Annotated in this window: 23 protein-coding genes, 1 tRNA gene and 1 other RNA gene; 16 read left to right on the top strand and 9 right to left on the bottom strand. The window is 66.9% G+C overall.

Annotated elements, in window-relative coordinates; genetic code table 11:
- Window positions 1–46: 46 nt before the first annotated feature.
- The 6 genes from M673_RS23700 to thyX form a co-directional block, all read right to left on the bottom strand.
- Window positions 47–700 (bottom strand): ribbon-helix-helix domain-containing protein, encoded by a 654-nt coding sequence (locus M673_RS23700; protein ID WP_082639457.1) that lies wholly within the window; start codon window positions 698–700, stop codon window positions 47–49.
- Window positions 697–885, bottom strand: a complete 189-nt coding sequence (locus M673_RS13970) for a DUF4169 family protein (RefSeq protein ID WP_061976607.1) — start codon at window positions 883–885, stop codon at window positions 697–699. The genes M673_RS23700 and M673_RS13970 overlap by 4 nt, the downstream gene beginning before the upstream one ends.
- A gap of 6 nt (window positions 886–891) precedes the next feature.
- On the bottom strand, window positions 892–1500 hold the full coding sequence (locus tag M673_RS13965) for an SspB family protein (RefSeq protein WP_061976606.1): 609 nt from the start codon (window positions 1498–1500) through the stop codon (window positions 892–894).
- 54 nt (window positions 1501–1554) lie between these two features.
- Window positions 1555–1921: a transfer-messenger RNA gene (gene ssrA / locus M673_RS13960) on the bottom strand.
- 84 nt (window positions 1922–2005) lie between these two features.
- Entirely contained in the window at window positions 2006–3418 is a 1413-nt protein-coding gene (locus M673_RS13955; RefSeq protein WP_187301270.1) for a sensor histidine kinase, read from the bottom strand.
- Between the two features lie 104 nt (window positions 3419–3522).
- The gene (gene thyX / locus M673_RS13950) at window positions 3523–4470 is read right to left on the bottom strand and encodes an FAD-dependent thymidylate synthase (protein WP_202814331.1); all 948 of its coding nucleotides are present in this window, start codon (window positions 4468–4470) and stop codon (window positions 3523–3525) included.
- 189 nt (window positions 4471–4659) lie between these two features.
- Here thyX and M673_RS13945 point away from each other — a divergent pair, with 189 nt between their 5' ends.
- The 4 genes from M673_RS13945 to M673_RS13930 all read left to right on the top strand — a co-directional run bounded on the left by M673_RS13945 (window position 4660) and on the right by M673_RS13930 (window position 9553).
- Window positions 4660–5202, top strand: a complete 543-nt coding sequence (locus M673_RS13945; RefSeq protein ID WP_061976604.1) for a dihydrofolate reductase — start codon at window positions 4660–4662, stop codon at window positions 5200–5202.
- 183 nt (window positions 5203–5385) lie between these two features.
- On the top strand, window positions 5386–6612 hold the full coding sequence (gene hflK, locus M673_RS13940) for an FtsH protease activity modulator HflK (RefSeq protein ID WP_061976603.1): 1227 nt from the start codon (window positions 5386–5388) through the stop codon (window positions 6610–6612).
- The gene (gene hflC / locus M673_RS13935; RefSeq protein WP_061976602.1) at window positions 6612–7646 is read left to right on the top strand and encodes a protease modulator HflC; all 1035 of its coding nucleotides are present in this window, start codon (window positions 6612–6614) and stop codon (window positions 7644–7646) included. Before hflK ends, hflC begins: the two co-directional genes overlap by 1 nt.
- A gap of 245 nt (window positions 7647–7891) precedes the next feature.
- Entirely contained in the window at window positions 7892–9553 is a 1662-nt protein-coding gene (locus M673_RS13930) for a DegQ family serine endoprotease (RefSeq protein ID WP_061976601.1), read from the top strand.
- 3 nt (window positions 9554–9556) lie between these two features.
- Here M673_RS13930 and M673_RS13925 read toward each other — a convergent pair whose 3' ends face one another.
- Together M673_RS13925 and serB are read right to left on the bottom strand one after the other, a co-directional pair.
- Complete coding sequence (locus tag M673_RS13925; RefSeq protein WP_061976600.1) at window positions 9557–10111, bottom strand: GNAT family N-acetyltransferase; 555 nt, start codon at window positions 10109–10111, stop codon at window positions 9557–9559.
- Window positions 10111–10992, bottom strand: a complete 882-nt coding sequence (serB, locus tag M673_RS13920) for a phosphoserine phosphatase SerB (RefSeq protein WP_061976599.1) — start codon at window positions 10990–10992, stop codon at window positions 10111–10113. Before serB ends, M673_RS13925 begins: the two co-directional genes overlap by 1 nt.
- 18 nt (window positions 10993–11010) lie before the next feature.
- Between serB and miaA the strand changes: the two genes are divergently transcribed.
- The 6 genes from miaA (at window position 11011) to M673_RS13890 (ending at window position 17034) form a co-directional block, all read left to right on the top strand.
- Complete coding sequence (miaA, locus tag M673_RS13915; RefSeq protein ID WP_061976598.1) at window positions 11011–11928, top strand: tRNA (adenosine(37)-N6)-dimethylallyltransferase MiaA; 918 nt, start codon at window positions 11011–11013, stop codon at window positions 11926–11928.
- 99 nt (window positions 11929–12027) lie between these two features.
- Complete coding sequence (locus M673_RS13910; RefSeq protein WP_061976597.1) at window positions 12028–12801, top strand: transporter substrate-binding domain-containing protein; 774 nt, start codon at window positions 12028–12030, stop codon at window positions 12799–12801.
- 73 nt (window positions 12802–12874) lie between these two features.
- The gene (locus M673_RS13905; protein ID WP_082639453.1) at window positions 12875–13723 is read left to right on the top strand and encodes a DUF1206 domain-containing protein; all 849 of its coding nucleotides are present in this window, start codon (window positions 12875–12877) and stop codon (window positions 13721–13723) included.
- 202 nt (window positions 13724–13925) lie between these two features.
- Window positions 13926–15719: an acetolactate synthase 3 large subunit gene (locus tag M673_RS13900; RefSeq protein WP_061976595.1), complete on the top strand. Its 1794-nt coding sequence runs from the start codon at window positions 13926–13928 to the stop codon at window positions 15717–15719.
- A gap of 60 nt (window positions 15720–15779) precedes the next feature.
- Window positions 15780–16361: an acetolactate synthase small subunit gene (gene ilvN, locus M673_RS13895; RefSeq protein ID WP_061976594.1), complete on the top strand. Its 582-nt coding sequence runs from the start codon at window positions 15780–15782 to the stop codon at window positions 16359–16361.
- A gap of 79 nt (window positions 16362–16440) precedes the next feature.
- Window positions 16441–17034: a LysE family translocator gene (locus M673_RS13890; protein WP_061976593.1), complete on the top strand. Its 594-nt coding sequence runs from the start codon at window positions 16441–16443 to the stop codon at window positions 17032–17034.
- A gap of 65 nt (window positions 17035–17099) precedes the next feature.
- Here the strand turns inward: M673_RS13890 and M673_RS13885 are convergent, their stop codons facing one another.
- Window positions 17100–18017, bottom strand: a complete 918-nt coding sequence (locus tag M673_RS13885) for a sugar phosphate isomerase/epimerase family protein (RefSeq protein ID WP_061976592.1) — start codon at window positions 18015–18017, stop codon at window positions 17100–17102.
- Window positions 18018–18211: 194 nt separating this feature from the next.
- On the opposite strand from M673_RS13885, the gene M673_RS13880 reads away from it, so the two are divergent.
- The 6 genes from M673_RS13880 (at window position 18212) to M673_RS13855 (ending at window position 22414) form a co-directional block, all read left to right on the top strand.
- Entirely contained in the window at window positions 18212–19339 is a 1128-nt protein-coding gene (locus M673_RS13880; RefSeq protein WP_061976591.1) for an ATP-dependent DNA helicase, read from the top strand.
- Between the two features lie 115 nt (window positions 19340–19454).
- Window positions 19455–20138, top strand: coding sequence for a TetR/AcrR family transcriptional regulator (locus M673_RS13875; protein ID WP_061976590.1), 684 nt, complete (start codon window positions 19455–19457; stop codon window positions 20136–20138).
- Window positions 20122–21141, top strand: coding sequence for a ketol-acid reductoisomerase (gene ilvC, locus M673_RS13870; RefSeq protein WP_061976589.1), 1020 nt, complete (start codon window positions 20122–20124; stop codon window positions 21139–21141). Before M673_RS13875 ends, ilvC begins: the two co-directional genes overlap by 17 nt.
- Before the next feature lie 212 nt (window positions 21142–21353).
- Window positions 21354–21782 carry a PilZ domain-containing protein gene (locus M673_RS13865; RefSeq protein ID WP_061976588.1) on the top strand — a complete coding sequence of 143 codons (429 nt, stop codon included), beginning with the start codon at window positions 21354–21356 and terminating at the stop codon, window positions 21780–21782.
- A gap of 147 nt (window positions 21783–21929) precedes the next feature.
- Window positions 21930–22005 (top strand) — tRNA-Lys (locus tag M673_RS13860).
- A 106-nt stretch (window positions 22006–22111) separates the two neighbouring features.
- The gene (locus tag M673_RS13855) at window positions 22112–22414 is read left to right on the top strand and encodes a YkgJ family cysteine cluster protein (RefSeq protein WP_061976587.1); all 303 of its coding nucleotides are present in this window, start codon (window positions 22112–22114) and stop codon (window positions 22412–22414) included.
- Window positions 22415–22447: the final 33 nt, after the last annotated feature.

The raw sequence follows: 22447 nt of genomic DNA, 5'->3' as shown, positions 1-22447 counted from the left end.
AAGGCCGGCTCAACCCCCAGGCATGTTCCCGAAATACCGGCTTCCGTCATAGAGCCGTTGCCTCTTCAGGCCGGTGGCAAGCCAAGCCGATCTTATTGCCGTCGGGGTCACGGAAATAGGCGCCGTAATAATGGGGGTGGTAGTGCGGGCGGAGGCCAGGACCGCCTTCGTCTAGCCCGCCTAGTGCCAGAGCCAAGGCATGGGTTCGATCGACTGCCCCGCGCGAGCCGAGATTGAACGCCACCATGGCGCCGTTGCCCGGGGAGGCGGGGCCGCCGTCATAGGGGCGGCCTATCAGGAGGAGCGGCCGGTCGGCTTCGGCCGGCTGCCAGCCGGCCCAGCCGCGCTCGGCATCTTCGAAACGAAAGCGCAGGTTCATCTCGCGTGCCACCGCCGCCCAGAACCGGAGGGCGCGATCGAAATCCGCAGTGCCGAGATGGACATGCGACAGCATGACGTGGTTGGGGTCGCCGCGCTCGGTCGGATTGTCGGCATGCGCCTGCGCGGCGGCCAGAACATGGAGGCGGATGGCGGAGGAGAGATTGGTGTCGGGGTCCCGCACCCCATCGATCTCGGCCACGCATTCCGCGACGGAGCACCCGCTTCGGGCGGCCAATCGCTTGAGTTCCAGCCAAAACGGCTCCTCGATGCTGATCGAGGTGCGGTGGCCACGAATCGACAGCGACCGTTTTTCGGTCATTCGGAAGCGGGGGGCTCGCGCTTGGCGCCGTCGAGCAGGCGATCGGCCCGCTCCTTACCGAGTTCGTCGCGTTCCCGATCGGCCTTAGTTCGGCCGTGGCGGGCGCGATTCTCAGCGGCCTTGGTCTCGGCGCAGGCGCGTTCGGAGCGCTTGCGCACGAGACGTAGATTGACGATCTCGCCCATGGCGAATCAGGTCTTCTTGCGGAATGCGTCCAACGAAACGACCTCGGCGGACTTTTCAGCCGGCTTGTCCTCGGCGGGTTCCGCGTCCTTCACATCCTTAGCCGCATCCTTGCTGCTGTTCTTGGCAGGGCTCGCGGCCTTGGCCGGTGCCTTGGCGGGCGCAGCGGCTACGACGGGCGCGGGGGCCGGAACGCTGGAGACCGGCGCGAGTGCGGTCGGGGCGGCCGCTTCCTCGCCCTGCGAATTGGCGGCATCCATGTCCCGCACGTCGAACTCGAGTTCGAAGTTCACGGCCGGATCGTAGAAGCCACGGATCGCGCTGAAGGGAATGAGCAGGCGCTCGGGGATGTCGGAGAAGGAGAGGCCGACCTCGAAGGCGGTGTCGTTGACCGAAAGGTCCCAGTATTGGTGCTGGATGACGATCGTCATCAGCTCCGGATACTTCTCGCGCAGCCGCGACGACACGCGCACGCCGGGAGCCGAGGTCAGGAAGGTAATGAAGAAATGATGATCCCCGGGCAGGCCGGTCTTCACCACCTCGCCCAGCACCTTGCGGATCACTCCACGCAGCGCATCCTGCGCCAGAACATCGTAACGGATAAGATCCTGACCCATTCGGTCGTCCTGAACTCGCAGACATGGTCGCCGGACTGGCGCTCTAAAAAAAGAAGTGGAGGCTTCTGTTGCCAGGCGCCTCCGAGCCCCGCCTAGAAGTGCGAACCCCCAGGGCTTGATTTGAAGCTATCGCACCGCATTAAGCGGCGAGACGGACTTCCGCATAGTTGTCGTTGGCAACTACTTTTACAGCCCGATGACGGTGGTACCATGCCGAGCAAAAGTCCGATCTTTACGCCCTCGTCGATCCTATTTCGCCCCCGCCTCAACCCACGATGCAACGCTCGCGAAGTGGGCTCAGGTGGAGGCGCCGGGTACCGCCCCCGGGTCCGAAAGGTTTATTACATCGGCAGTTTATTGCCATAGCCAGGACGAGCCCAGCACAGCGAATATAGGCATTCGCGGCAGTGGTGGAAAGGCCTGAAATCGAAACTCGCAACCTCTGCGCAAGGAATGTTCGGCTCGCAGGCGAGAATGCCGGCTGGGCGAGACCCGCACGCCCAGTTCAGGCGCCTGCGCCGAGCGGAGCGCCGAGATGGGGCAGGGGCAGGGCGATGCGCGTTCCCCCGCCCGGCCGCGAGGAAATGTCCGGCTCCCCGCCGAACTGGCGCGCGAGGCGGGTGACGAGCTTGGTGCCGAGGCCCGTTCCGAGCGCGGCCGGAGACGCCATGCCGCGCCCGTCGTCCTCGACCGTCAGACACACGCCCTCTTCGGCCCGCGCGAGCGAAACGAGGATGCGCCCGCGCTCACGCCCCTCGAACGCGTGCTTGACGGCGTTCATGACGATCTCATTGGTCAGGATCGCGAGATAGATCGCGTCCCGCCCGTCCACCACGATCGGCTCCAGCTGCGCCTCGATCTCCACCGGCCGATCGGGGCCGAGCGTCGCGCGCAGGTCCGACAGGGCGCTTTCCACGATTTCGTCCGCCCGCGTGGTGGACAGGTCATCGCGCAGCCGCAGCCGCCGCTGCGCATTGGCGATGGTCGCCACGCGCTCCTGCGCGGCGCGCAGCTGCATCTTCGTGTTGGCGTCGCCCGTCGCCGAAATCTGCAGGCCGAGCATGCCCGAGACCATGGCGAGATTGTTGCCGACCCGGTGGTTCACGTCCTGCAGGAGAAGCTCGACGCGCGAGCGCTCGGAAACGGCGCGTTCCTTCTCTCGCACCGCCTCGGCGCGTGCGCCCTCGGCCTCGCTGGTGCGCCGCTCGACCTCAGCCTCCAGCCGATCGTTGGCCTCCGCCAGCCGGCGCCGCATGTCTTCCGACACGGCGTATTGCCTTTGCCCGACCCGGAAGGTGATGGCGACCAGCACGAGCGCGACGAGCGCGGAGGCCGCGATGGCAAGGGTCGAGACGCGCGTCCAGCTCGCCAGCGCTGCCTCGCGCTCGAGCTGCTTCTCGTCCTCGCTTTCGAGAATATGACGGACCACAAGCCGGATATCGTCCATCGCCGCCTTCCCGCCGGCGGCCGAGACCAGCGCCAGCGCGTCGTCGCGCCGATCGTCGCGCACCAGCATGACCGTGCGGGTCAGCTCCTGAATCTTGGCGTTCAAGAGTTCGCCGAGGTGATCGACCTGCCGGGCCTGTTCGGGATCGTCGGCCGTCGCGCTTTTCAAGCGCTCCAGATCGGCCGGCACCTGGCCCACCGAGCGCTCGTAAGGCTCCAGAAACGTGGAATTGCCGGTCAGGATATAGCCGCGTTGGCCGGTTTCGGCGTCCTGAAGGCGGCTGAGAAAGGTGAGGGCGCTCGACTGCACGAGCGATGTGTCGCGCAAACCCTCCACGCCGCCACGCGCCATGGTGCTGGACCAGATGGCGATCGAGGCGACGACGATCAGAAGGATGGCCGAAACGCCAGCCAGAACCATGGTGACAGGAAGCGAGGGAATGCCTCTGTGCGCCGGTGTCCCTGCCTCCATGCTCCGTCCCCGCCTGGCTTGTTGGCACGGAATATAGGGTGACGGGCGAAATCTGCGAGAAGGCCCGGTCGGTTCGAAGCCGGCGGGGCCTTGCATGGGCGACCTTATTTCGCCGAGGCGCCGCTCTCGTCCAGGCCGAGCACGGCGGTAAGCTCGCCCCATTCGCGCTTGGTGAGGCCGCTCGATGCCTGATCGATCGGCTCGCCCGCGATCATCCGGCGAACCGCGGTAAGCGCGGTCGCGGACAGCTGCGCCGCGCCGAAGCGATGCTCGAGGAAGGCCTCGTGCGTCAGCGGAACCCAGCGCTTGAGGACGTCGATCAACACGTCGGCATAGGCGCGGATTTCATATTGCGCATGCGGGTCGGCGCGCAGGCGCAGAAAGCTCATGAAATTGTGCAGGTCCGCCTTCCAGTACCATTGGGTATAGAAGTTCAAAGACAGGTTCATGCGGGCGAGCTCGCGGGCGAGGCCCTTGCGGCTCTCGTCCGCGCCGCCCTCGTTCAGCATCAGGGCGTAGTCGTCGTAGCTTCGGGCCGCGTCGCGGCGCAGGAGGTCGAGCACCTCGGCTGCCTCCTCGCCTTGCAGGATCTCGCCGCGCCCCTGCCGGTTGGACGCGGACTGGGCAGCCAGATGCTGTGGCTCGGGAATATAGAACTCGCGGTCGAGCACGGAGTAGCGCGCGGAATACTCGTTGACGCTCGACATGCGGTGGCGAATCCACTGACGCGCCACGAAGATCGGCAGCTTCACATGCAGCTTGATCTCGGCCATCTCGAAGGGCGTCGTGTGCCAATGGCGCAGGAGATAGTGGATGAGACCGCGATCCTCCGACACGCGCTTGGTGCCGCGCCCATAGGAAACGCGGGCCGCCTGCACCACGGCGTCGTCGTTGCCCATGTAGTCCACGACGCGGATGAAGCCGTGATCGAGCACGGGAAGCGGCTGATAGAGGATGTCCTCCAGCCCGTCCGAAACCGGGCGGATGGTGGAGGCGCGCGCCCCGCGCAGCTGCTCGATCTCCGCGATCTGCTCGCTGGTGAACTGGCTCAACGGATGCATCTCCTGTTTCGACCCGGCCGCGTCCGGCGCGGATCGCTGTTCGTTCGGTTATGAGGCCCGTAGCGTTTAAGTCCGCTTAACGATGCCAACCGAGAGGCTGAGAGGGATGAACGCGCCGAGTCGTGCTTTCTTCCGCTGCCGACCCTTCTAGTTAGGGGCTCATTCATGACGAGTCCCCTTATGACCCAATTCGAACCTCCTCCCCAACTTGTTGCGGTCGTCGCCATTGCGCGCAACCGCGTGATCGGGTCGAAAGGCGAGATGCCCTGGACGCTGCCGACCGACCTGCGGCATTTTCGCGAGCTGACGCTCGGCCGGCCCATGATCATGGGCCGCAAGACCTATGAGAGCATCGGCAAGGCGCTGGACGGGCGCGACACGATCGTCCTCACGCGACAAGCCGGCTTCGAAGCGGCGGGCGTCCTCACCGTGCCGGATGCCGAAACGGCGGTGAAGGCAGCGCGTATGATGGCGGCCTCGCGCGGCGCGAACGAAATCGTGATGGCGGGGGGAGGCGAGATGTACCGCATCTTTCTGCCGCTGACGGACCGGATCGAGCTGACGCTGGTGGAGGCCGAACCCGAGGGCGACACGTTCTTTCCCGCCTTCGAGACGGAGGGTTTCGCGCGCCTGGAAAGCCGGGCTCCGCCGCAAAATCCAAGGGATAGCGCGCCGATCCGCTTCGAGACCTGGAGCCGGGTGAAGCAGTCCGCGCCGGGCTGACGTGAGCGGGCGGCGAAGCGCTACCGGAGCGGGAGCGCGGCGCTAACCATGCCTTCCGCCTCTGGCCTGAAAGCGGGGGCCGCTCGTTGAAAGCGGTTTTTCGAGTTCCTATAAGCATTTCGACGAGTTCGACACGCCGCGCCGCCGCTTGGGCGCCCGGCTGGATCCATTGGAAGGACATTCATGCCCTGGAGCAATCAGACGGGGAATGGCGGCTGGAAGGGCGGCGGCGGTGGCGGCGGTCCTTGGGGCCAGGGGCCGCAGGGGCCGAAGCCCGGCGGCAACAACTCGCCTGATCTCGAGGACATTCTGCGCCGCGGGCAGGACCGGCTGCGCCGCGCCCTGCCGGGCGGCGGCGGTGGTTCTGGTCCCGGCGGCTCGGGCGGGTCGGGCGGCGGCTTGGCGCTTGGCGGCCTCGCGATCGCTGGCCTCGCTGTGGTCTGGCTGATGAACGCGGTCTACACCGTGCAGCCTGACGAGGTCGGCGTCGAGCTTCTGTTCGGCAAGCCGCGCGCCGAGCTGTCGCAGCCAGGCCTCCATTTCGTGATGTGGCCCTTCGAAACGGTCGAGACCGTTCCGGTGGTCGAAAACCAGATCACCATCGGCAGCGGCCAGCGCGCGGGCGATTCGTCCGGCCTCATGCTGTCGGGCGATCAGAACATCGTCGACGTGCAGTTCGCGGTTCTCTACTCGGTGGAAGATCCCAAAGCCTTCCTGTTCAACGTGCAGGACCCGCAGTCGCTCCTGCGGCAGGTGGCCGAAAGCGCCATGCGCGAGGTCGTCGGCCGTCGGCCGGTCGAGGACGTGTTCCGCGACGACCGTGCCGGCATCGCCGAGCAGGTGCGTCTCATCACCCAAACGACGCTCAACACCTATGGGGCGGGTCTGGTGGTGAACGCGATCTCGATCGAGGAAGCGGCACCCCCGTCCGAGGTGGCCGACGCGTTCGAGGAGGTGCAGCGCGCCGAGCAGAACGAGTCGCAGTTCATCGAGGAAGCGCGCCTCTACCTCAACGAGCAGACCGGCCGCGCCCGAGGCGAGGCCGTGCAGATCCGCGAGGACGCCGCCGCCTATAAGGACCGCGTGGTGCAGGAAGCGCAGGGTGAATCGCAGCGCTTCACCGCGATCCTCGCCCAGTACCAGCGGGCGCCGGCGATCGTGCGCGAGCGCCTGTATCTGGAAACGATGGAAGCGGTGCTCGCCAATTCCAACAAGGTCATCATGGACCGCCAGTCCGCCGGCGGGCAGGGCGTCGTGCCCTACCTGCCGCTGAACGAGCTGCAGCAGCAGCGCCCGGCCGGCGCGCCCGGCGCAACGCTCGGCACGGGCACGCCGACCGCCGCCACCACGCGCGCGCCGGCCACTGGCGCCACCGCCTCCGTATCGACGCCTGCGCAGGGGAACAACTGATGAGCAACCGCTTCTACGGCGTTCTCGTCGGTCTCGCCCTCGTCCTATTCGTGCTCTGGAACTCGGTCTTCATCGTTCGCGAAAGCGAGCAGGCGGTGGTGACGCGCTTCGGCGAGATCCAGCGCGTTGCGAACGAGCCCGGCCTCTACTTCAAGATGCCCTTCTCCTTCGCCGGGGCGGACAATGTCTCCATGCTGCCGGACCGGCTCCTGCGGCTCGACCTCGACAATATCCGCGTTCAGGTGTCCGGCGGCGCCTTCTACGAGGTGGATGCCTTTCTGGTCTATCGCATCTCGGATGCGGCCCGCTTCCGCCAGACTCTGTCGGGCTCGGTGTCGCAGGCCGAGCAGCGGCTTCGCACGCGCTTCGACGCGGCGATCCGCCGCGTCTACGGCTTGCGCGACTTCCAGTCGGCCCTGTCCGAGCAGCGCGGGCAGATGATGGTGGAGGTGCGCGATCAGATCCGCCCCGACGCCGCTTCGCTCGGCATCGATCTGCAGGACGTGCGCATCCGCCGCACCGACCTGACGCAAGAGGTCTCCCAGCAGACCTATGCCCGCATGCGGGCCGAGCGTCTGGCCGAGGCCGAGCGGGTTCGCGCCCGGGGCCGTGTATCGGCTCGCGAGATCCGGGCCGGCGCCGACCGCGAGGTGACGCAGACCGTCGCCGCGGCACGGCGCGACGCGACCATCCTGCAGGGCGAGGGCGAGGCCGAGCGCAACGCCATCTTCGCCGCCGCCTATGGCGCCAACCCGGAGTTCTTCGAGTTCTACCGCTCGCTCCAGGCCTATCGCGAGGCGATGTCGAAGGGCGGCACCACGATGCTGCTGTCGCCGGACACGGAGTTCTTCCGTTACTTCGAGTCCGGCACCGCGCGGGGCAATCTCCCCTCGACGCCGATGGCGACGTCCGCGCCGACGCCTCCGAGTGCGGCTCCGGCACCGGCTGGATCGGCCGCGCCGAACCCGGCACCGGCCGCCGTGCCGGCGCCCCCGGCACCGCCTCAGGCACCGGCCACCGCGCCCGCCAACTGACCGATCTCGAACCGCCCGCGCGCTGCATGAGCGCGGGCGGTTCGCCTTCAAGAGCTTGCATGCCGACCCAGCGCGGGCTCCCTGCCAGGCCTCCAGCCCCAGAGAGCGGGGGATGGCGCGCGGCGCTTCTTGATTCGGTCGCTTTTATCCGCTTGCCTCGACATAAGGTCGAATCCCGCTTCGGCCCGCTCGGGCCTGGCCCCGATGGCGCGGACCCCTCTGGCTGCAACGGCACGGATCGCTTGATGAACGAGACACTTCCCCGACGCGCCCGTGGGCGCATCCGCGCCTTGGCCGTGCTTCTTTCGACGGTGGCTCTGCTGCCGCTGCCGGCCTTTGCGCAGGGGGTGATCGCGCCGCCCTCCGAGGGCCAGCCCATTGCGCCCCAGCCGCCGGCTGCCGACACGGTGAACCCGAACGCCTCGGGCGTCCCGGCGGCTCCCGGTTCGGCGCAGCCGCGCATGCAGGGACCGGCGTCGGTGGCCGATCTCGCCGAGCGCCTGCTCGGCGCGGTGGTCAACATCTCGACCTCGCAGACCGTGGAGGCGGGCGAGTCCGAGGACGGCGACTCGGAAACCGATCCCAAGCCGGCGCCCTCCGCGCCCGTGCCGCCGCTCACCGCGCCGGACGGCTCGCCGCTCCAGAAATTCTTCGACGATCTCCTGCAAGGTGAGCGCGGCGACGGCTCGCGCAAGGTGCAGTCGCTCGGCTCGGGCTTCGTGATCGACCCGTCCGGCATCATCATCACCAACAACCACGTCATCGCCGACGCGGACGAGATCACCGTCAACTTCGCCGACGGCAAGCAGCTCGACGCCAAGATCGTGGGCATCGACACCAAGACCGACATCGCGGTGCTGAAGGTCGAGTCCGAGACGCCGCTTCCCGCCGTGCCCTTCGGCGACAGCGAGCAGGTGCGCATCGGCGACTGGGTCATGGCGATCGGCAATCCGTTCGGCCTCGGCGGCTCGGTCACGGTCGGCATCGTTTCGGCGCGCGGGCGCAACATCAATGCCGGCCCCTACGACAATTTCATCCAGACGGACGCAGCGATCAATCGCGGCAATTCCGGCGGTCCGCTCTTCGACATGTATGGACGCGTCGTCGGCATCAACACGGCGATCATCTCGCCGACCGGCGGCTCGATCGGCATCGGCTTCGCCATTCCCTCGCTGCTGGCGCAGAACGTCGTGGCGCAGCTTCGCGAGTTCGGCGAAACGCGGCGCGGCTGGCTCGGCCTGCGGCTTCAGGAGGTGACGGACGAGATCGCCGAAAGCCTCGGCCTGCCGAGCGCGGCCGGCGCGCTGGTCATGGGCGTCGTGCCGCAGGGCCCGTCCGACATCGGCAAGATCGAGATCGGCGACGTCATCCGCCGCTTCGACGGCAAGGCCGTCGCCACCTCGCGCGATCTGCCGCGCATGGTGGCCGAAACGCCGGTCGGCAAGGTCGTGAAGCTTGAGATCCTGCGCAAGCAGACCCTCGATGCACCGGCCGTCCCGGTCAATGTCGACGTGACGCTCGGCCGGCTGGAAGACAGCGAAGCGGCCGAGAACCAAACCGATCAGGACGAGGACGACGCGCCCGAGGAGCAGACCGAGACGGCGAGCGCCGGCCCGCTGCTTGGCCTCACCTTCGCCGACCTCAGCGACGAAACGCGTAAGCGCTTCGATCTGCCGGCGGAGGCGCAAGGCGCCGTCGTGTCGGAGGTGGTGCCGAACTCCGCCTCGGCCGACAAGGGCCTGGAGCCCGGCATGACGATCCGCGAAGTGAGCCAGGAAAAGGTCGCCAACGCCGAGGAGGCGAGGACCAAGCTCGCCAAGGCCAAGGCGGACGGGCGCAAGAACGCGCTGCTTCTGGTGGCCGACCGGGCGGGCGACCTTCGCCTCGTCGTGGTGCCGATCGACTGACTGTCAGCCCCTCGCCAGCCAATCCTCCCGTCGCAGCCCATAAAGGCTGTGGCGCAGGAGATGCGGGTGGCTGCGCGGCACGCGCGGATGGTCGAAGGTCTTTCGAAAGCGCAGGCCGAGGCGCAGCATCACTGCTTCCGACGCCCGATTCTCCACCACGCATTGCGAGACGATCTCGGGTAGCGCCAGGCGGCCGAAGCCATGGTCGAGGCAGGCGCGTGCGCCTTCGGTGGCGAGCCCTTGCCCCTGCGCCTCCGGCAGGAGCCGCCAGCCGATCTGCACGCTCGGCGCGAAGTCATAGACGGGCTCGACAACGGGCGAGAGCCCGATCACTCCGATGACGCGGCGGTCGGACAGGCGCATGGCGGCCAGAAAACCCATCCCGTCGGTGTCGAGATCGGCGTTCCAGCGGTCCATCGTGGCGTCCGCCTCGGCCCGGGTCATGCGCATGGGAAAGAAGCGCATGATCTCGGCGTCGTGGTTCAGACGATGGAACAGCGCGCGGTCGCTCTCGACCCAGCGCCGCAGCACCAGCCGCTCGGTGCGAAGGCCCTCCATCAGCGTTTGAATTCGCTCGCCCGGTAGCCCTGGAGGAAGAGAAGCGCGGTCAGGTCGCCGTGGTCGATCCGCACCGGCGCCTTGGCCGCGACCGAGGGTTTGGCGTGGATGGCGACGCCCGTGCCCGCTGCCAGGATCATCGGCAGGTCGTTGGCGCCGTCGCCGACCGCGATCGCGTCCGCTGGCGAAAGGCCGAGCGAGCCAGCGATCTCGCGCAGCGCCTGGAGCTTGGCCTCGGCGCCGAGAATGGGCTCGGCCACGGTGCCGTCCAGCGTCTCGCCCGCCATTTTCAGGATGTTGGCGCGGTTTTCGGAAAAGCCCAGCCGGCCGGCGATGACGGAGGTGAAGGCGGTGAAGCCGCCCGAGACCAGCGCGGTGTGGGCGCCGTTGGCACTCATGGTGGCGACGAGTTCGCGCCCGCCCTTGGCCAGCGTGATGTGGCGCTCGATCACGTCGGAGATGGTGGATGTCGGCAGGCCCTTGAGCAGCGCGACGCGCTCGCGCAGCGCGGGCTCGAAGGCGATCTCGCCGTTCATGGCGCGCGCGGTGATGGCGGCCACCTGATCCTTGATCCCGATCGCGGCGGCCAACTCGTCGATGCATTCCTGCTCGATCATTGTGGAGTCCATGTCGGCCAGCAGAATCCGCTTGCGCCGTCCGGCCACCTCCTGCACCACGCAGTCCACCGCCTCATCCAGCGCCAGGCGCTTCAGGCGGTCGATCAACGTCGCGTCGGGCTTTTCCTGCGTGACGAGATCGCAGGCGATCTCGGTCTCCAGCCACTGGATGTCCACCTCGCCGATCAGGTCGGCGGCGGTGTTCACGAGAGTGCGCGAAACGCGGGGGTCCTGCCGCGACGACAGAAGGGTGACGACATACATGGGGGACGGGGCCTGACGATGGAAAAGCCGAAGGCGATCCTGATAGCCGGGCCGACCGCGAGCGGCAAGTCGGCCCTGGCCGTGGCGCTCGCCCGGCGCTTCGGTGGCGCGGTCGTCAACGCCGATTCCATGCAGGTCTACGAAGGCCTTCGCATTCTCAGCGCCCGGCCGACCGAGGCGGAAATGGGCGGCGTCGAGCATCGCCTTTACGGCCATGTCTCGCCCGAGGAGCCCTATTCCGCCGGCATCTGGATGCGCGAGGTGGGGGCGCTGCTGCCCGATCTCGGCGCGCGGGGCCTCGTGCCCGTCTTCTGCGGCGGCACGGGCCTTTACTTCAAGGCGCTGCTCGGCGGCTTCGACGCGCTGCCGGAGATCCCGGCCGAGATCCGCGAGCGCTGGCGCGCGCGCTTGGTGGAGGAGGGGCCGGCCGCGCTCCACGCGGTGCTGGCCGGGCGGGACCCGGAGGCCGGCCAGCGCATCCGGCCGAGCGATCCGCAGCGCATTCTGCGCGCGCTGGAACTTTTCGAGACGACGGGCGCGGCGCTCGGCACGCTGCAGAAGGGCGCGGGCGCCGGGTTGGTCGAAGCGGACGGCGCGCTGAAGATCGTGCTGGCCCCGGACCGCTCCCTTTTGCGCCAACGCATCGCCCAACGCTTCGACGCCATGCTGCTGGAGGGAGCGCAAGCCGAGGCGGCTGCCTTTTCGGCTCGTCCCAAGGCCGCGACGGGACTGGCCGCCAGCGCGATCGGGATTGCGGAACTCCACCGGATGCGCGCGGGCGAACTGACCTTGGGCGAGGCGCGCGACCTCGCGGTGACCCGCACCCGCCAATATGCCAAGCGACAGGAAACCTGGTTCCGAAACCAGTTCGACGCGTCCTGGCTGCGTTTCTCCGACCCCGCGCAAGCGCTCGCCGACCTCGCGGAACGGTTTTGAGACCCCGGCTGCTCAGGCGTCGATTTTCCGAAAGCGCATGACGGGCCATGCCGCCCTGTGTAGCCTTCGACCCCATCCATCCCAAGAGGTTCCCGATCGATGAAGCCCCTCGTTTCAGCCCTTCTCGCCGCCACCCTTCTCGGCGCGCCCGCCGCTTTTGCGGAGGGGTCGAGCCGGCTCGATCAGGTGGTGGAGCGCAAGGTGCTGAACGTCTGCACGACGGGCGACTACCGGCCCTTCTCGTACCGAGCGGACGACGGGGGCGAGTTCACCGGCATCGACATCGATCTCGCCCGTTCGCTGGCGAAATCGCTGGAGGCGGAAGCGGTCTTCGTGCCGACCAAATGGTCCGACCTCGTCGCGGACTTCAACGCCAAGTGCGACGTAGCCTTGAGCGGCATTTCCGTGACGCTGCCGCGCCAGCGGCAGGTCGGCTTCAGCCAGATGTATCTCGTCAACGGCAAGGCGCCGATCGTGCGCTGCGAGGACGTGTCGAAGTATCAGACCGTCGCGGCGATCGACCGGGAGGGCACGCGCGTCGTGGTCAATCCCGGCGGCACCAACGAAAAGTTCGCCCGTGCCAGCTTCAGCAAGGCCGCGATCCAGCTCTTTCCCGACAACCGGGTGATCTTCAAGGAAATCCTGGAAGGGCGGGCCGACGTGATGGTGGCCGAATCGGTGGAGGTGAAGCTGCAGGAAAAGCTGCATCCCGGCCTCTGCGCGGTGAACCCCGACCGGCCCCTGCAATATGGCGAGATGGGCATCATGCTTCCGCGCGGCGATGTCGCCTTCAAAGCCTATGTCGATCAGTGGCTGCATCTCGCCAAGGCGACAGGCGAGTTCGACCGGATCGTCGATGCCAACATGAAGTGAGACGCCTGCCCGGCCGGGCAGGGCGGAACCCGCGATCGCGTGGTGCCGTTCTGACCCGCAAAGGGGGAACGCCATGTCGAGCACGCCTATGGGCATCCGCGATCATCGGGACGCGATCGAGAAGGGCGCGCGGCTCGGCTATCTCGCCCGCGCCGCCGTGTTCATGACGATCGGCTATTTCGCCTTCCGCACTGCTTTCGCCGGCGGCAACACGCTGAGCGAGGAGGAGGCGATCTCGCGCATCGTCGGCTCGCCCTTCGGCGGTGTGATGCTGGTGCTGCTGGTGCTCGCGCTTCCCTGTTTCGCGCTCTGGCGCTTCGTTCAAGCCATCTTCGACGCGGACGGCTATGGCCGCGACGCCAAGGGCATCTTCACCCGCATCGGCCGCTTCGTCTCGGGCCTCGCCTATACGTTCCTCGCACTCTACGCCGCCTCGCTCCTGTTCGGCGTGTCCGCCGGCGGCGGGGAGGGCGGGTCCAATATTCTCGACCGCTGGGGTCCGGTCTTTGGCCCCTGGTTCACGTTGCCGGCCGGGCTCGTCATGCTGGGCGTCGCGGGCGCACAGGTGAAGAAGGCCTTCGACGGCAGCTTTCTGCGTTTTCTCTCGCTTCCCGCCGCTCATGCCGGGTGGATGATCGCGCTCTGCCGCTTCGGCCTTGTGGCGCGCGGGCTCGTCTTTGCCGCGATCGCGGTTCTGTTCTTCACCGGCGCCTCGCGCTGGACGCCGGACCATACGCCGGGCCTGGAGGATGCGCTCGGCGAGATCGGCTCCTGGCCCTATGGCTGGGCGATCTTGTCGGCCACCGGGCTTGGGCTCGTCGCCTTCGGCCTCTATGCTCTGCTCCTGGCGCGCTACGGCCATATCCGCTCGCCCGATCTCGACCCGAGCGAGGCGATTCGAAAGGCGCGCGGAGCGGCTTGACGGATGCGGGGCGGGCGACTAACGTCCGCTCCCATGTCGAAGAAGCTCATTCTCCTCGTAAGCAGGCGCACACGCGAGACGGTCTAGGGACCGTCCGGCTCTTGCCACGTGTGCGCAACCCAAGGCCCCTCGGAGGGCCTTTTTTATTGCCTGAAATTCGACACGCCGCGCCGACCGGCACGAAACCCTCAAAGGCCGCACGATGAACGAGATGATGATGGAGACCGGGACCCGCCAGATGACGGGCGCCCAGATGGTGGTCCAGGCGATGAAGGACCATGGCGTCGAACACCTGTTCGGCTATCCCGGCGGCGCGGTTCTCCCGATCTACGACGTCCTGTTCCAGCAGAGCCACGTCAAGCACATCCTCGTTCGCCACGAGCAAGGCGCCGGCCATGCGGCCGAAGGCTATGCCCGCTCCACCGGCAAGCCGGGCGTCATGCTGGTCACCTCCGGCCCCGGTGCCACCAATGCCGTCACGCCCCTGCAGGACGCGTTGATGGATTCGATCCCGCTCGTCTGCATCACGGGCCAGGTCCCGACCACGCTGATCGGCTCGGACGCCTTCCAGGAATGCGACACGGTCGGCATCACGCGGCCCTGCACCAAGCACAATTGGCTGGTCAAGAATGTCGAGGATCTCGCCGAGATCCTGCACGAGGCCTTCCATGTCGCGACCTCGGGCCGTCCCGGCCCGGTCGTCGTCGACATTCCGAAGGACGTGCAGTTCGCGACCGGCACCTACACGCCGCCGAGCCTCTCGCGCGCCACGCAGCGCTACCAGCCGCGGGTCGAGCCCGAGCGCGGCCGCATCCAGGCGGCGGTCGATCTGATGAAGTCGGCCAAGCGCCCGGTCTTCTATACCGGCGGCGGCGTCATCAATTCCGGCCCGCACGCTTCGCAGTTGCTGCGCGAGATCGTCGCGATGACCGGCTTTCCCATCACCTCGACCCTGATGGGCCTCGGCGCCTATCCCGCGTCGGGCGACAATTGGCTGGGAATGCTGGGCATGCACGGCACCTACGAGGCCAACCTCGCCATGCATGAATGCGACGTCATGATCTGCGTCGGCGCGCGCTTCGACGACCGGATCACCGGCCGGCTCGACGCCTTCTCGCCGAATTCCAAGAAGATCCATATCGACATCGACCCGTCCTCCATCAACAAGAACGTGCGCGTCGACCTGCCGATCATCGGCGATGTCGCGCATGTCCTGGAGGCCATGGTCTCGATCTGGCGCGACAGCGGCGCCAAGGCCGACCCGGCGGCGATGGCCGAGTGGAACGCCAAGATCGGCCGTTGGAAGGCGCGCAACTGCCTGGCCTATCGCCAGGAAGGCGACGTCATCATGCCCCAGCACGCGGTCAAGCGCCTCTACGAGCTGACCAAGCACCGCAAGACCTTCATCACCACGGAGGTCGGCCAGCATCAGATGTGGGCCGCGCAGTTCTACGGCTTCGAGGAGCCTAACCGTTGGATGACCTCCGGGGGCCTCGGCACGATGGGCTACGGCCTGCCGGCGGCGGTCGGCGTTCAGATCGCGCATCCCGATGCGCTGGTCATCGACATCGCGGGCGACGCCTCGATTCAGATGATGACGCAGGAACTCTCGACCGCCGTCCAGCATGGCGCGCCGGTCAAGGTGTTCATCCTGAACAACCAGTATATGGGCATGGTCCGCCAGTGGCAGCAGCTCCTGCACGGCAACCGCCTGTCCAACTCCTACTCGGAGGCGATGCCGGACTTCGTTAAGCTGGCCGAGGCCTATGGCGGCGTCGGCATCCGGGCGGAAAAGGCGGGCGATCTCGACGCCGCGATCGAAGAGATGATCTCGGTCGACCGGCCGGTCATCTTCGACTGCTGCGTCGCCAATCTCACCAACTGCTTCCCGATGATCCCGAGCGGTAAGGCGCATAACGAGATCCTCCTGCCCGACGAGGCGAGCGACGACGTCGTCGCCAACGCCATCGACGCCAAGGGCAAGGCGCTGGTCTGACATCGCGCGGCGGGGCATAAGCCCCGCCGAACCCCGCTCGCTTTTCGAGAAGCCTTTGCCATGAACCTACCGATCCAGCCTCCGGCCTCGGCCTATTTCATCACCGACGAGAAGCCCTCGCCGGAATCGCGCACCCTATCGATCGTGGTCGACAACGAGCCGGGCGTGCTCGCGCGCGTCATCGGCCTGTTCTCCGGGCGCGGCTACAATATCGAGAGCCTGACCGTCTCCGAGACCGACCACAACAAGCATCTCTCGCGCATCACCGTGGTGACGCGCGGCGTGCCGGCGGTCATCGAGCAGCTGAAGAGCCAGCTCGACCGGATCGTCCCGGTTCACCGCGTGGTGGACCTTACCAAGACGGCGGTGGGCCTGGGCGACGACGGTCCGATCGAGCGCGAGCTGGCGCTGGTGAAGGTGGCCGGGAAGGGCGAGGACCGGGTCGAGGCGCTGCGTCTCTCCGACGTGTTCCGCGCCAAGGTGGTGGATTCCACGACGGACCATTTCGTCTTCGAGATCACGGGCAAGGGCTCCAAGATCGAGAAGTTCATCCAGATCATGGCGCCGCTCGGCCTCGTAGAGGTCTGCCGCACGGGCGTCGCCGCCATGGCGCGCGGTCGCGAAGCGGCGCACGAGAGCTGATGATTTCGGCCATTCTTTCTATCTTAGGCGTCTGACGCTCCCGCTTCCGGGCAGCGCGCTGGCGCGCCCGGAGCTTTCCATGCCTCTCGACCTGTTTCTTGGTCTGCTCGTCTACGCCTTCGTCACCTCGATCACGCCGGGGCCGAACAACATGATGCTGATGGCATCGGGCGTGAACTTCGGCTTTCGCCGCACGATCCCGCATATGCTGGGCATCGCGATCGGCTTCTTCTCGCTGCTTCTCGCGGTCGGCTTCGGCCTCGGCGCGCTGCTTCATGCGGTGCCCGCGCTCCAGACCGCGCTGAAGTTCCTCAGCGTCCTCTACATGCTCTGGCTCGCCTGGAAGATCGCCTTTTCGCGCTCGATCGGAAAGGCGGAGGTGGGCGGCCAGCCGCTGAGCTTCAGGCAGGCCGCAGCTTTCCAATGGGTCAACCCGAAGGCCTGGGCCATGTCGCTGGTCGCCATGGGCGCCTACACGCAGGCCGAATCGCCTGTCGTCTCGGTGCTTCTGGTCGGCACCGCCTTCGCGCTGGTGAACTTTCCCAGCGTCTCGATCTGGGCCGGCTTCGGCGTGGCTTTGCGCGGGTTTCTCTCCGACCCCAGGCGACTGCGCGTCTTCAACATCGTCATGGGCCTCGCGCTGGTGGCGACGCTCTGGCCCATGCTGCGCTGATCTTGGCGAGAAGCGACCAGCCGAACCCCATCGCGGGGCCGGCTGGTCGCTGGGATGGTTCTGGCTCAGGCCGCCATGCTGCGCGCGTTGACGAGGTCCGCCAGCTTGCGGGCGCGCTCCAGGCAGGCGGGCTGCTCGGCCGCGAAGCGCTCCGCGCCGATTTCCATGATGAGGGTGGTGTCGGGCAGGAAGGTCAGCTCGGAGAATATGTCCTCCCAAGCGATATCGCCCCAGCCGAGCGGCAGGTGCAGATCGCCGATGCCGAGCGCCGTGGCCTCGGCCCGGTGGTAGAATGTCTTCGTCGTGTAGGGCAGGCCGAAATTGTCGTGCACATGCAGGTGGCCGGTCACGTCCGCCATGGCGCGCAGCTCGGCGCGGAAGTCGAGGCCCTTGTAGCGCGATTCGATATAGGCATGGCCGAAGTCGATCAGCGCCGCGAGGTTGGCGTGGCCGATGGCGCGCACGGTTTCGGCGACCTGGGTCGGCGTCTGACGATACTGGCCGGGCTCGGTCGTGAAGATGTTTTCCAGCACGATGCGCGTGCCGTAGGTCTTGGCGACCTCCGCCATCTCGAACAGCGCCTCGCGCTCCATCTGATCGAGATCGGCTGGCGTCACGCCCTCGGTCAACTGGGCCGAGCCGCAATGATGGACCAGCACGCCGGCGCCCAGACGATCGCAAAGCTCCAACATGGCCCGCACAACCCCCTTCTGAAGGTGCAGATTCTCGCGGTCCATGAAGTTGGAGACGATCTGCCCGTGCAGCGACAGCTTGCGGAACCGATAGTTGGAAGCGATGGCGGCGACGCGGGCGAGGCGATCTTCGATGACGCGCCCACCGGCGATGATCTCCTCGCCATAGATGCCGATTTCGCAGGCGTCGGCGCCCGTATCGGCGACCGCGCGCAGCGAGGCGTCGAGCGTCGACAGATCGCCGGGGCCGGTGTTGTTGCAGAAGCCGATGGCGGAGATGATGCCGGACATGGAGCGAGTCTCTCGGTTGGAGGCGCTGGGAAAGGCCGCCGTCCCGAACGGGGAGGGTGGGTCGGCCGCGAGACTGCTCATAGTTCGCGCCCATGACGGTTTTACAATGCTACCTGCTCGATCCTCGCCGTCGGCGCGCCGCCGGTTGCATCGAGCGCTTGGCAAAGGCGCGGTTTTCTGCGACGCCTCGCGCCATGAAATTCTCTCCGCAGCAGGACGAGGCGCTGACGCGTGTGGCCGATTGGCTGCGGCGCGGCGACCAGCCGATCTTCCGCCTGTTCGGCTATGCCGGCACGGGCAAGACGACGCTCGCGCGCCACTTCGCCGAAGGGGTGGAAGGCGGCGTGCAGTTCGCCGCCTTCACCGGCAAGGCGGCGCAGGTGCTCCGCTCCAAGGGCGCCAAGTCGGCCAAGACCATCCACTCCCTGATCTATCGCCCGCGCGGCGAAGAGGCTTCGGAGGACGAGACGACAGGCACGGCGCGCGTGTCGCCGACCTTCTCGCTCAACCGCCAGAGCCCGGTCGCCAAGGCCAAGCTCGTGGTGGTGGACGAATGCTCCATGGTGGACGAGGCGCTGGGGCGCGATCTCCTGTCCTTCGGCACGCCCATCCTGGTTTTGGGCGATCCCGGCCAGTTGCCGCCGGTTTCGGGCGGTGGCTTCTTCACCGAAGCCGAACCGGATTTCCTCTTGACGGAGATCCACCGCCAGGCGCGCGACAATCCGATCCTCGCCTTGGCGCTCGACGCGCGGGAAGGGCGCGAGCTGCAGCTCGGCGACCATGGCGCCGCGCGCGTCATCACCAAGCGGGAGGTGGACCGCGACGAGGTTCTGGCGGCCGATCAGGTTCTGGTCGGCACCAACCGCACGCGCCGCCTCTACAACAATCGCCTGCGCGAGTTGAAGGGCTTCACCGGCGCATTGCCGCAGTCGGGCGACAAACTCGTCTGCCTGCGAAACGACCCGGCCAAAGGCCTGCTCAACGGCTCGCTCTGGCAGGTCATGACGGCCTCGCCCGAAACCGTGAAGCCCGGCACCAATCTCTTGGTGAAGCCCGACGATGACGACATCGACAAGGGCATGGCCAAGATCAAGCTCCTGAAGCAGGTCTTCGAGGACCCGACGGCCGAGATCCCCTGGGCCACCAAGAAGCGCTACGACGATTTCGACTATGGCTATGCCCTGACCGTCCATAAGGCGCAGGGCTCGCAATGGGACGACGTCATGCTCTTCGACGAAAGCTGGGCCTTCAAGGAATCGCGCGAGCGCTGGCTCTACACCGCCATCACCCGCGCCGCCGAGCGTCTGATCGTCGTGAAATAGCCGAACGAACGCTCTGCCCCCTTGCCTCGCGCCAGAGCCTTGTGTAGTGCGAACCGTAACGTACGGTACGTGTTGGGCGGCCGGCGAAACGCGAGCGGCGAAGAGTCGAGCGGTGATGAGTGCGATCTTCCCCATGGACGAGGCCCTGAGCGAGCGCCAGAAGGCGGTGCTCGACGCTGCCTTGTCGCTGCTGGTCGAGGATGGCGACAAGCTCACCATGACCGCCGTCGCCCGCCGCGCCAGCTGCTCCAAGGAAACGCTCTACAAGTGGTTCGGCGGGCGCGACGGGCTTTTGACCGCGACCGTGCAGTGGCAGGCCGCGAAGGTGCGGGCGCTGCCGATGCGCCGCGAGACCTTGTGCCCGGAATCGCTGGTGCAGGGGCTGGAGCAGTTCGCCTCCGATTGGCTGCGCGTCATCGCCAGCCGCACCTCGATCGCGCTCAACCGCGTGGCCGTCGGGCAGGCGGGCACGGACAATCACGATCTCGGCCTGATCGTCCTGGAAAACGGCCCGGTGGCGCTGCGCGCGCGGCTGAGGCCCTTCTTGGATCTCGCGCACGAGGCGGGGCTGCTCGCCTTCGACGACGCGGACCTCGCCTTCGGCACTTTCTTCGGCCTCGTCGTGCGGGACGTGCAGATCCGCCTCCTGCTCGGCGACCGAACCCCCATCACTGACGCGGAGATCGACCGGGACGCCCGGCGTGCGACGCAGCAGTTCCTGGCCCTTTACGGGGCCCACGAAGCGGCCTGTGCCGCACCCGTCAACGAGAGAGGAAACACCCATGCGCGTGTATTATGATCGCGATGCCGATCTGAACCTGATCAAGTCCAAGAAGGTCGCGATCGTCGGCTACGGCAGCCAGGGCCGGGCCCATGCGCTGAACCTCAAGGATTCGGGCGCCGGCAACGTCGCGATCGCCCTCAAGGAGGGTTCCGCCACGCGCCAGAAGGCCGAGGCCGACGGCTTCAAGGTCATGAACGTCGCGGAAGCGGCCGCCTGGGCCGACCTCCTGATGATGGCGACGCCGGACGAGCTGCAGGCCGACATCTACAAGGCCGAGATCGCCGACAACCTGCGCGACGGCGCGGCCATCGCCTTCGCGCACGGCCTGAACGTCCATTTCGGCCTGATCGAGCCGAAGAAGAGCGTCGACGTCGTCATGATCGCGCCCAAGGGCCCGGGCCACACGGTGCGCGGCGAATACAAGAAGGGCGGCGGCGTGCCCTGCCTCGTGGCCGTTCATCAGGACGCGAGCGGCAACGCGCTCGACCTCGCGCTCTCCTACGCCTGCGGCGTCGGCGGCGGCCGCTCGGGCATCATCGAGACCAACTTCAAGGAAGAGTGCGAGACCGATCTCTTCGGCGAGCAGGTCGTGCTCTGCGGCGGTCTGGTCGAGCTCATCCGCGCCGGCTTCGAGACGCTGGTCGAGGGTGGCTACGCCCCCGAGATGGCCTATTTCGAGTGCCTGCACGAAGTGAAGCTCATCGTCGACCTCATCTACGAGGGCGGCATCGCCAACATGAACTACTCCATCTCCAACACGGCGGAGTGGGGCGAGTACGTGACCGGCCCGCGCATCATCACGGACGAGACGAAGGCCGAGATGAAGCGTGTCCTCAAGGACATCCAGACCGGCAAGTTCACCTCCGACTGGATGCAGGAGTATCGCTCCGGCGCCGCCCGCTTCAAGGGTATCCGCCGCGTGAACGACGCGCACCAGATCGAGGAAGTTGGCGCGAAGCTGCGCGGCATGATGCCCTGGATCGCCAAGAACCAGCTGGTCGACAAGGCTCGCAACTAATCGATCCCGTCGGGGCGCCGTTCGCGCCCCGCCCAAGCTTTCGAATCACGATCGCCCGCCGGACGCCTCGCGCGTCCGGCGGGCGATTTCGTTCAGGAACTGCAAACGGCGAGAAAAAGAACCGTATGCGGCCACTTCGTGGCCGGGGATTCAGGGAGCACAAACCATTGCGAGCTAAAACTACGTCGTGAAATCGGCGAAGGAACGGAGTGATGGCTCTCGCGCAACCGGAATCCGACAGCAGTGAACGGCGAGTCGCGCCTCGAACCCGCATCTTCAAGCGCGCCCAGATTCTGTTCAACAACCGCTATTCGACGGTGGACTGCATCGTTCGCAACATTTCCGCGACCGGCGCCCTACTGACGATCGACGGTTCGGTGCCGCTGCCCAAGCATTTCGAGTTCCGCATGGGCGACGACGAGGCGATCCGTTCCGCCAAGCTGGTCTACCGCCGCGAGCTTTTCGCCGGCATCCATTTCCTCGACGTGGCGCATGACGGGGAAGAGACCGTCAGTGTCGTGCCCCATGCCGCCTCGATGGCCGGTCTTGTGGCCCAGGCCGAGTCGGAGGAGGGGCTGCGCCTCTTCGCCAAGCCGCTGCCGATCTCCATCGCTTCTCGCCTTCCCTGGCACCGCGGCTGAGGCATCCGCTGCAAGCCCTTGTCGCACAAGAACAAACGAGAAAAATCGAGGGCGGTGCAAAAAGAGGGTGGACAGGGCCAATCGCCCTGCGTATACACCGCCTCACAGACGCCGACCGGCACTGAAAAGCGCGAAACACAGCGCTTCGGGTGATTAGCTCAGTTGGTAGAGCAGCTGACTCTTAATCAGCGGGTCGTAGGTTCGATCCCTACATCACCCACCATTTCTCCTTCCGATGAAGTCAAGACGTCCCCTCCGGGGTCCCATGCGCTTTTTTAGCTCTCGGGTTTGCTTGTGGGCGGGATGAGCGCGTTCGAAAGGTTGAGACTATGGCGGCGGACGCATCTTCCTTCGATTGTCAAAGCTGCGGCGCCTGCTGCTCTTATTCCTCGGAATGGCCGCGCTTCTCCACCGAGACCGACGAAGAGCTCGATCGCATTCCCGCAGAACTTGTGTCGGCCGATCTGTCCGGCATGCGCTGCGAGGGCGAGCGCTGCATGGCGCTGACGGGGATCGTCGGCCAGCGGACGGGATGCGGCATCTATCCGCTGCGCCCCCATGTCTGCCGCACCTGCCAGCCGGGCGACGAGGAATGCCTGATGGCGCGCGCCGCCCACGGGCTGGCCCACTGACCCGGGCTTTCGCGATCGGCGGCAGGGAGCCGC

The organism is Aureimonas sp. AU20 (assembly GCF_001442755.1).
In the GTDB taxonomy this organism is placed as follows: Bacteria; Pseudomonadota; Alphaproteobacteria; order Rhizobiales; family Rhizobiaceae; genus Aureimonas.
The sequence above is the reverse complement of the archived record's forward strand: the minus strand, read 5'-3'. Positions and strand labels throughout refer to the sequence as shown.

What these genes read in the sequence shown, in the direction of transcription:
- M673_RS13965 (WP_061976606.1), bottom strand. Translation starts at nt 1,500, where the DNA reads ATGGGTCAGGATCTTATCCGTTACGATGTTCTGGCGCAGGATGCGCTG.
- M673_RS13880 (WP_061976591.1), top strand. Translation starts at nt 18,212, where the DNA reads ATGAAATTCTCTCCGCAGCAGGACGAGGCGCTGACGCGTGTGGCCGAT.
- M673_RS13945 (WP_061976604.1), top strand. Translation starts at nt 4,660, where the DNA reads ATGACCCAATTCGAACCTCCTCCCCAACTTGTTGCGGTCGTCGCCATT.
- M673_RS13890 (WP_061976593.1), top strand. Translation starts at nt 16,441, where the DNA reads ATGCCTCTCGACCTGTTTCTTGGTCTGCTCGTCTACGCCTTCGTCACC.
- M673_RS13900 (WP_061976595.1), top strand. Translation starts at nt 13,926, where the DNA reads ATGAACGAGATGATGATGGAGACCGGGACCCGCCAGATGACGGGCGCC.
- M673_RS13905 (WP_082639453.1), top strand. Translation starts at nt 12,875, where the DNA reads ATGTCGAGCACGCCTATGGGCATCCGCGATCATCGGGACGCGATCGAG.
- M673_RS13930 (WP_061976601.1), top strand. Translation starts at nt 7,892, where the DNA reads ATGAACGAGACACTTCCCCGACGCGCCCGTGGGCGCATCCGCGCCTTG.
- hflC (WP_061976602.1), top strand. Translation starts at nt 6,612, where the DNA reads ATGAGCAACCGCTTCTACGGCGTTCTCGTCGGTCTCGCCCTCGTCCTA.
- ilvN (WP_061976594.1), top strand. Translation starts at nt 15,780, where the DNA reads ATGAACCTACCGATCCAGCCTCCGGCCTCGGCCTATTTCATCACCGAC.
- M673_RS13875 (WP_061976590.1), top strand. Translation starts at nt 19,455, where the DNA reads ATGAGTGCGATCTTCCCCATGGACGAGGCCCTGAGCGAGCGCCAGAAG.
- M673_RS13855 (WP_061976587.1), top strand. Translation starts at nt 22,112, where the DNA reads ATGGCGGCGGACGCATCTTCCTTCGATTGTCAAAGCTGCGGCGCCTGC.
- M673_RS13910 (WP_061976597.1), top strand. Translation starts at nt 12,028, where the DNA reads ATGAAGCCCCTCGTTTCAGCCCTTCTCGCCGCCACCCTTCTCGGCGCG.
- M673_RS13885 (WP_061976592.1), bottom strand. Translation starts at nt 18,017, where the DNA reads ATGTCCGGCATCATCTCCGCCATCGGCTTCTGCAACAACACCGGCCCC.
- M673_RS13925 (WP_061976600.1), bottom strand. Translation starts at nt 10,111, where the DNA reads ATGGAGGGCCTTCGCACCGAGCGGCTGGTGCTGCGGCGCTGGGTCGAG.
- miaA (WP_061976598.1), top strand. Translation starts at nt 11,011, where the DNA reads ATGGAAAAGCCGAAGGCGATCCTGATAGCCGGGCCGACCGCGAGCGGC.
- M673_RS13955 (WP_187301270.1), bottom strand. Translation starts at nt 3,418, where the DNA reads ATGGAGGCAGGGACACCGGCGCACAGAGGCATTCCCTCGCTTCCTGTC.
- ilvC (WP_061976589.1), top strand. Translation starts at nt 20,122, where the DNA reads ATGCGCGTGTATTATGATCGCGATGCCGATCTGAACCTGATCAAGTCC.
- hflK (WP_061976603.1), top strand. Translation starts at nt 5,386, where the DNA reads ATGCCCTGGAGCAATCAGACGGGGAATGGCGGCTGGAAGGGCGGCGGC.
- serB (WP_061976599.1), bottom strand. Translation starts at nt 10,992, where the DNA reads ATGTATGTCGTCACCCTTCTGTCGTCGCGGCAGGACCCCCGCGTTTCG.
- M673_RS13970 (WP_061976607.1), bottom strand. Translation starts at nt 885, where the DNA reads ATGGGCGAGATCGTCAATCTACGTCTCGTGCGCAAGCGCTCCGAACGC.
- M673_RS13865 (WP_061976588.1), top strand. Translation starts at nt 21,354, where the DNA reads ATGGCTCTCGCGCAACCGGAATCCGACAGCAGTGAACGGCGAGTCGCG.
- M673_RS23700 (WP_082639457.1), bottom strand. Translation starts at nt 700, where the DNA reads ATGACCGAAAAACGGTCGCTGTCGATTCGTGGCCACCGCACCTCGATC.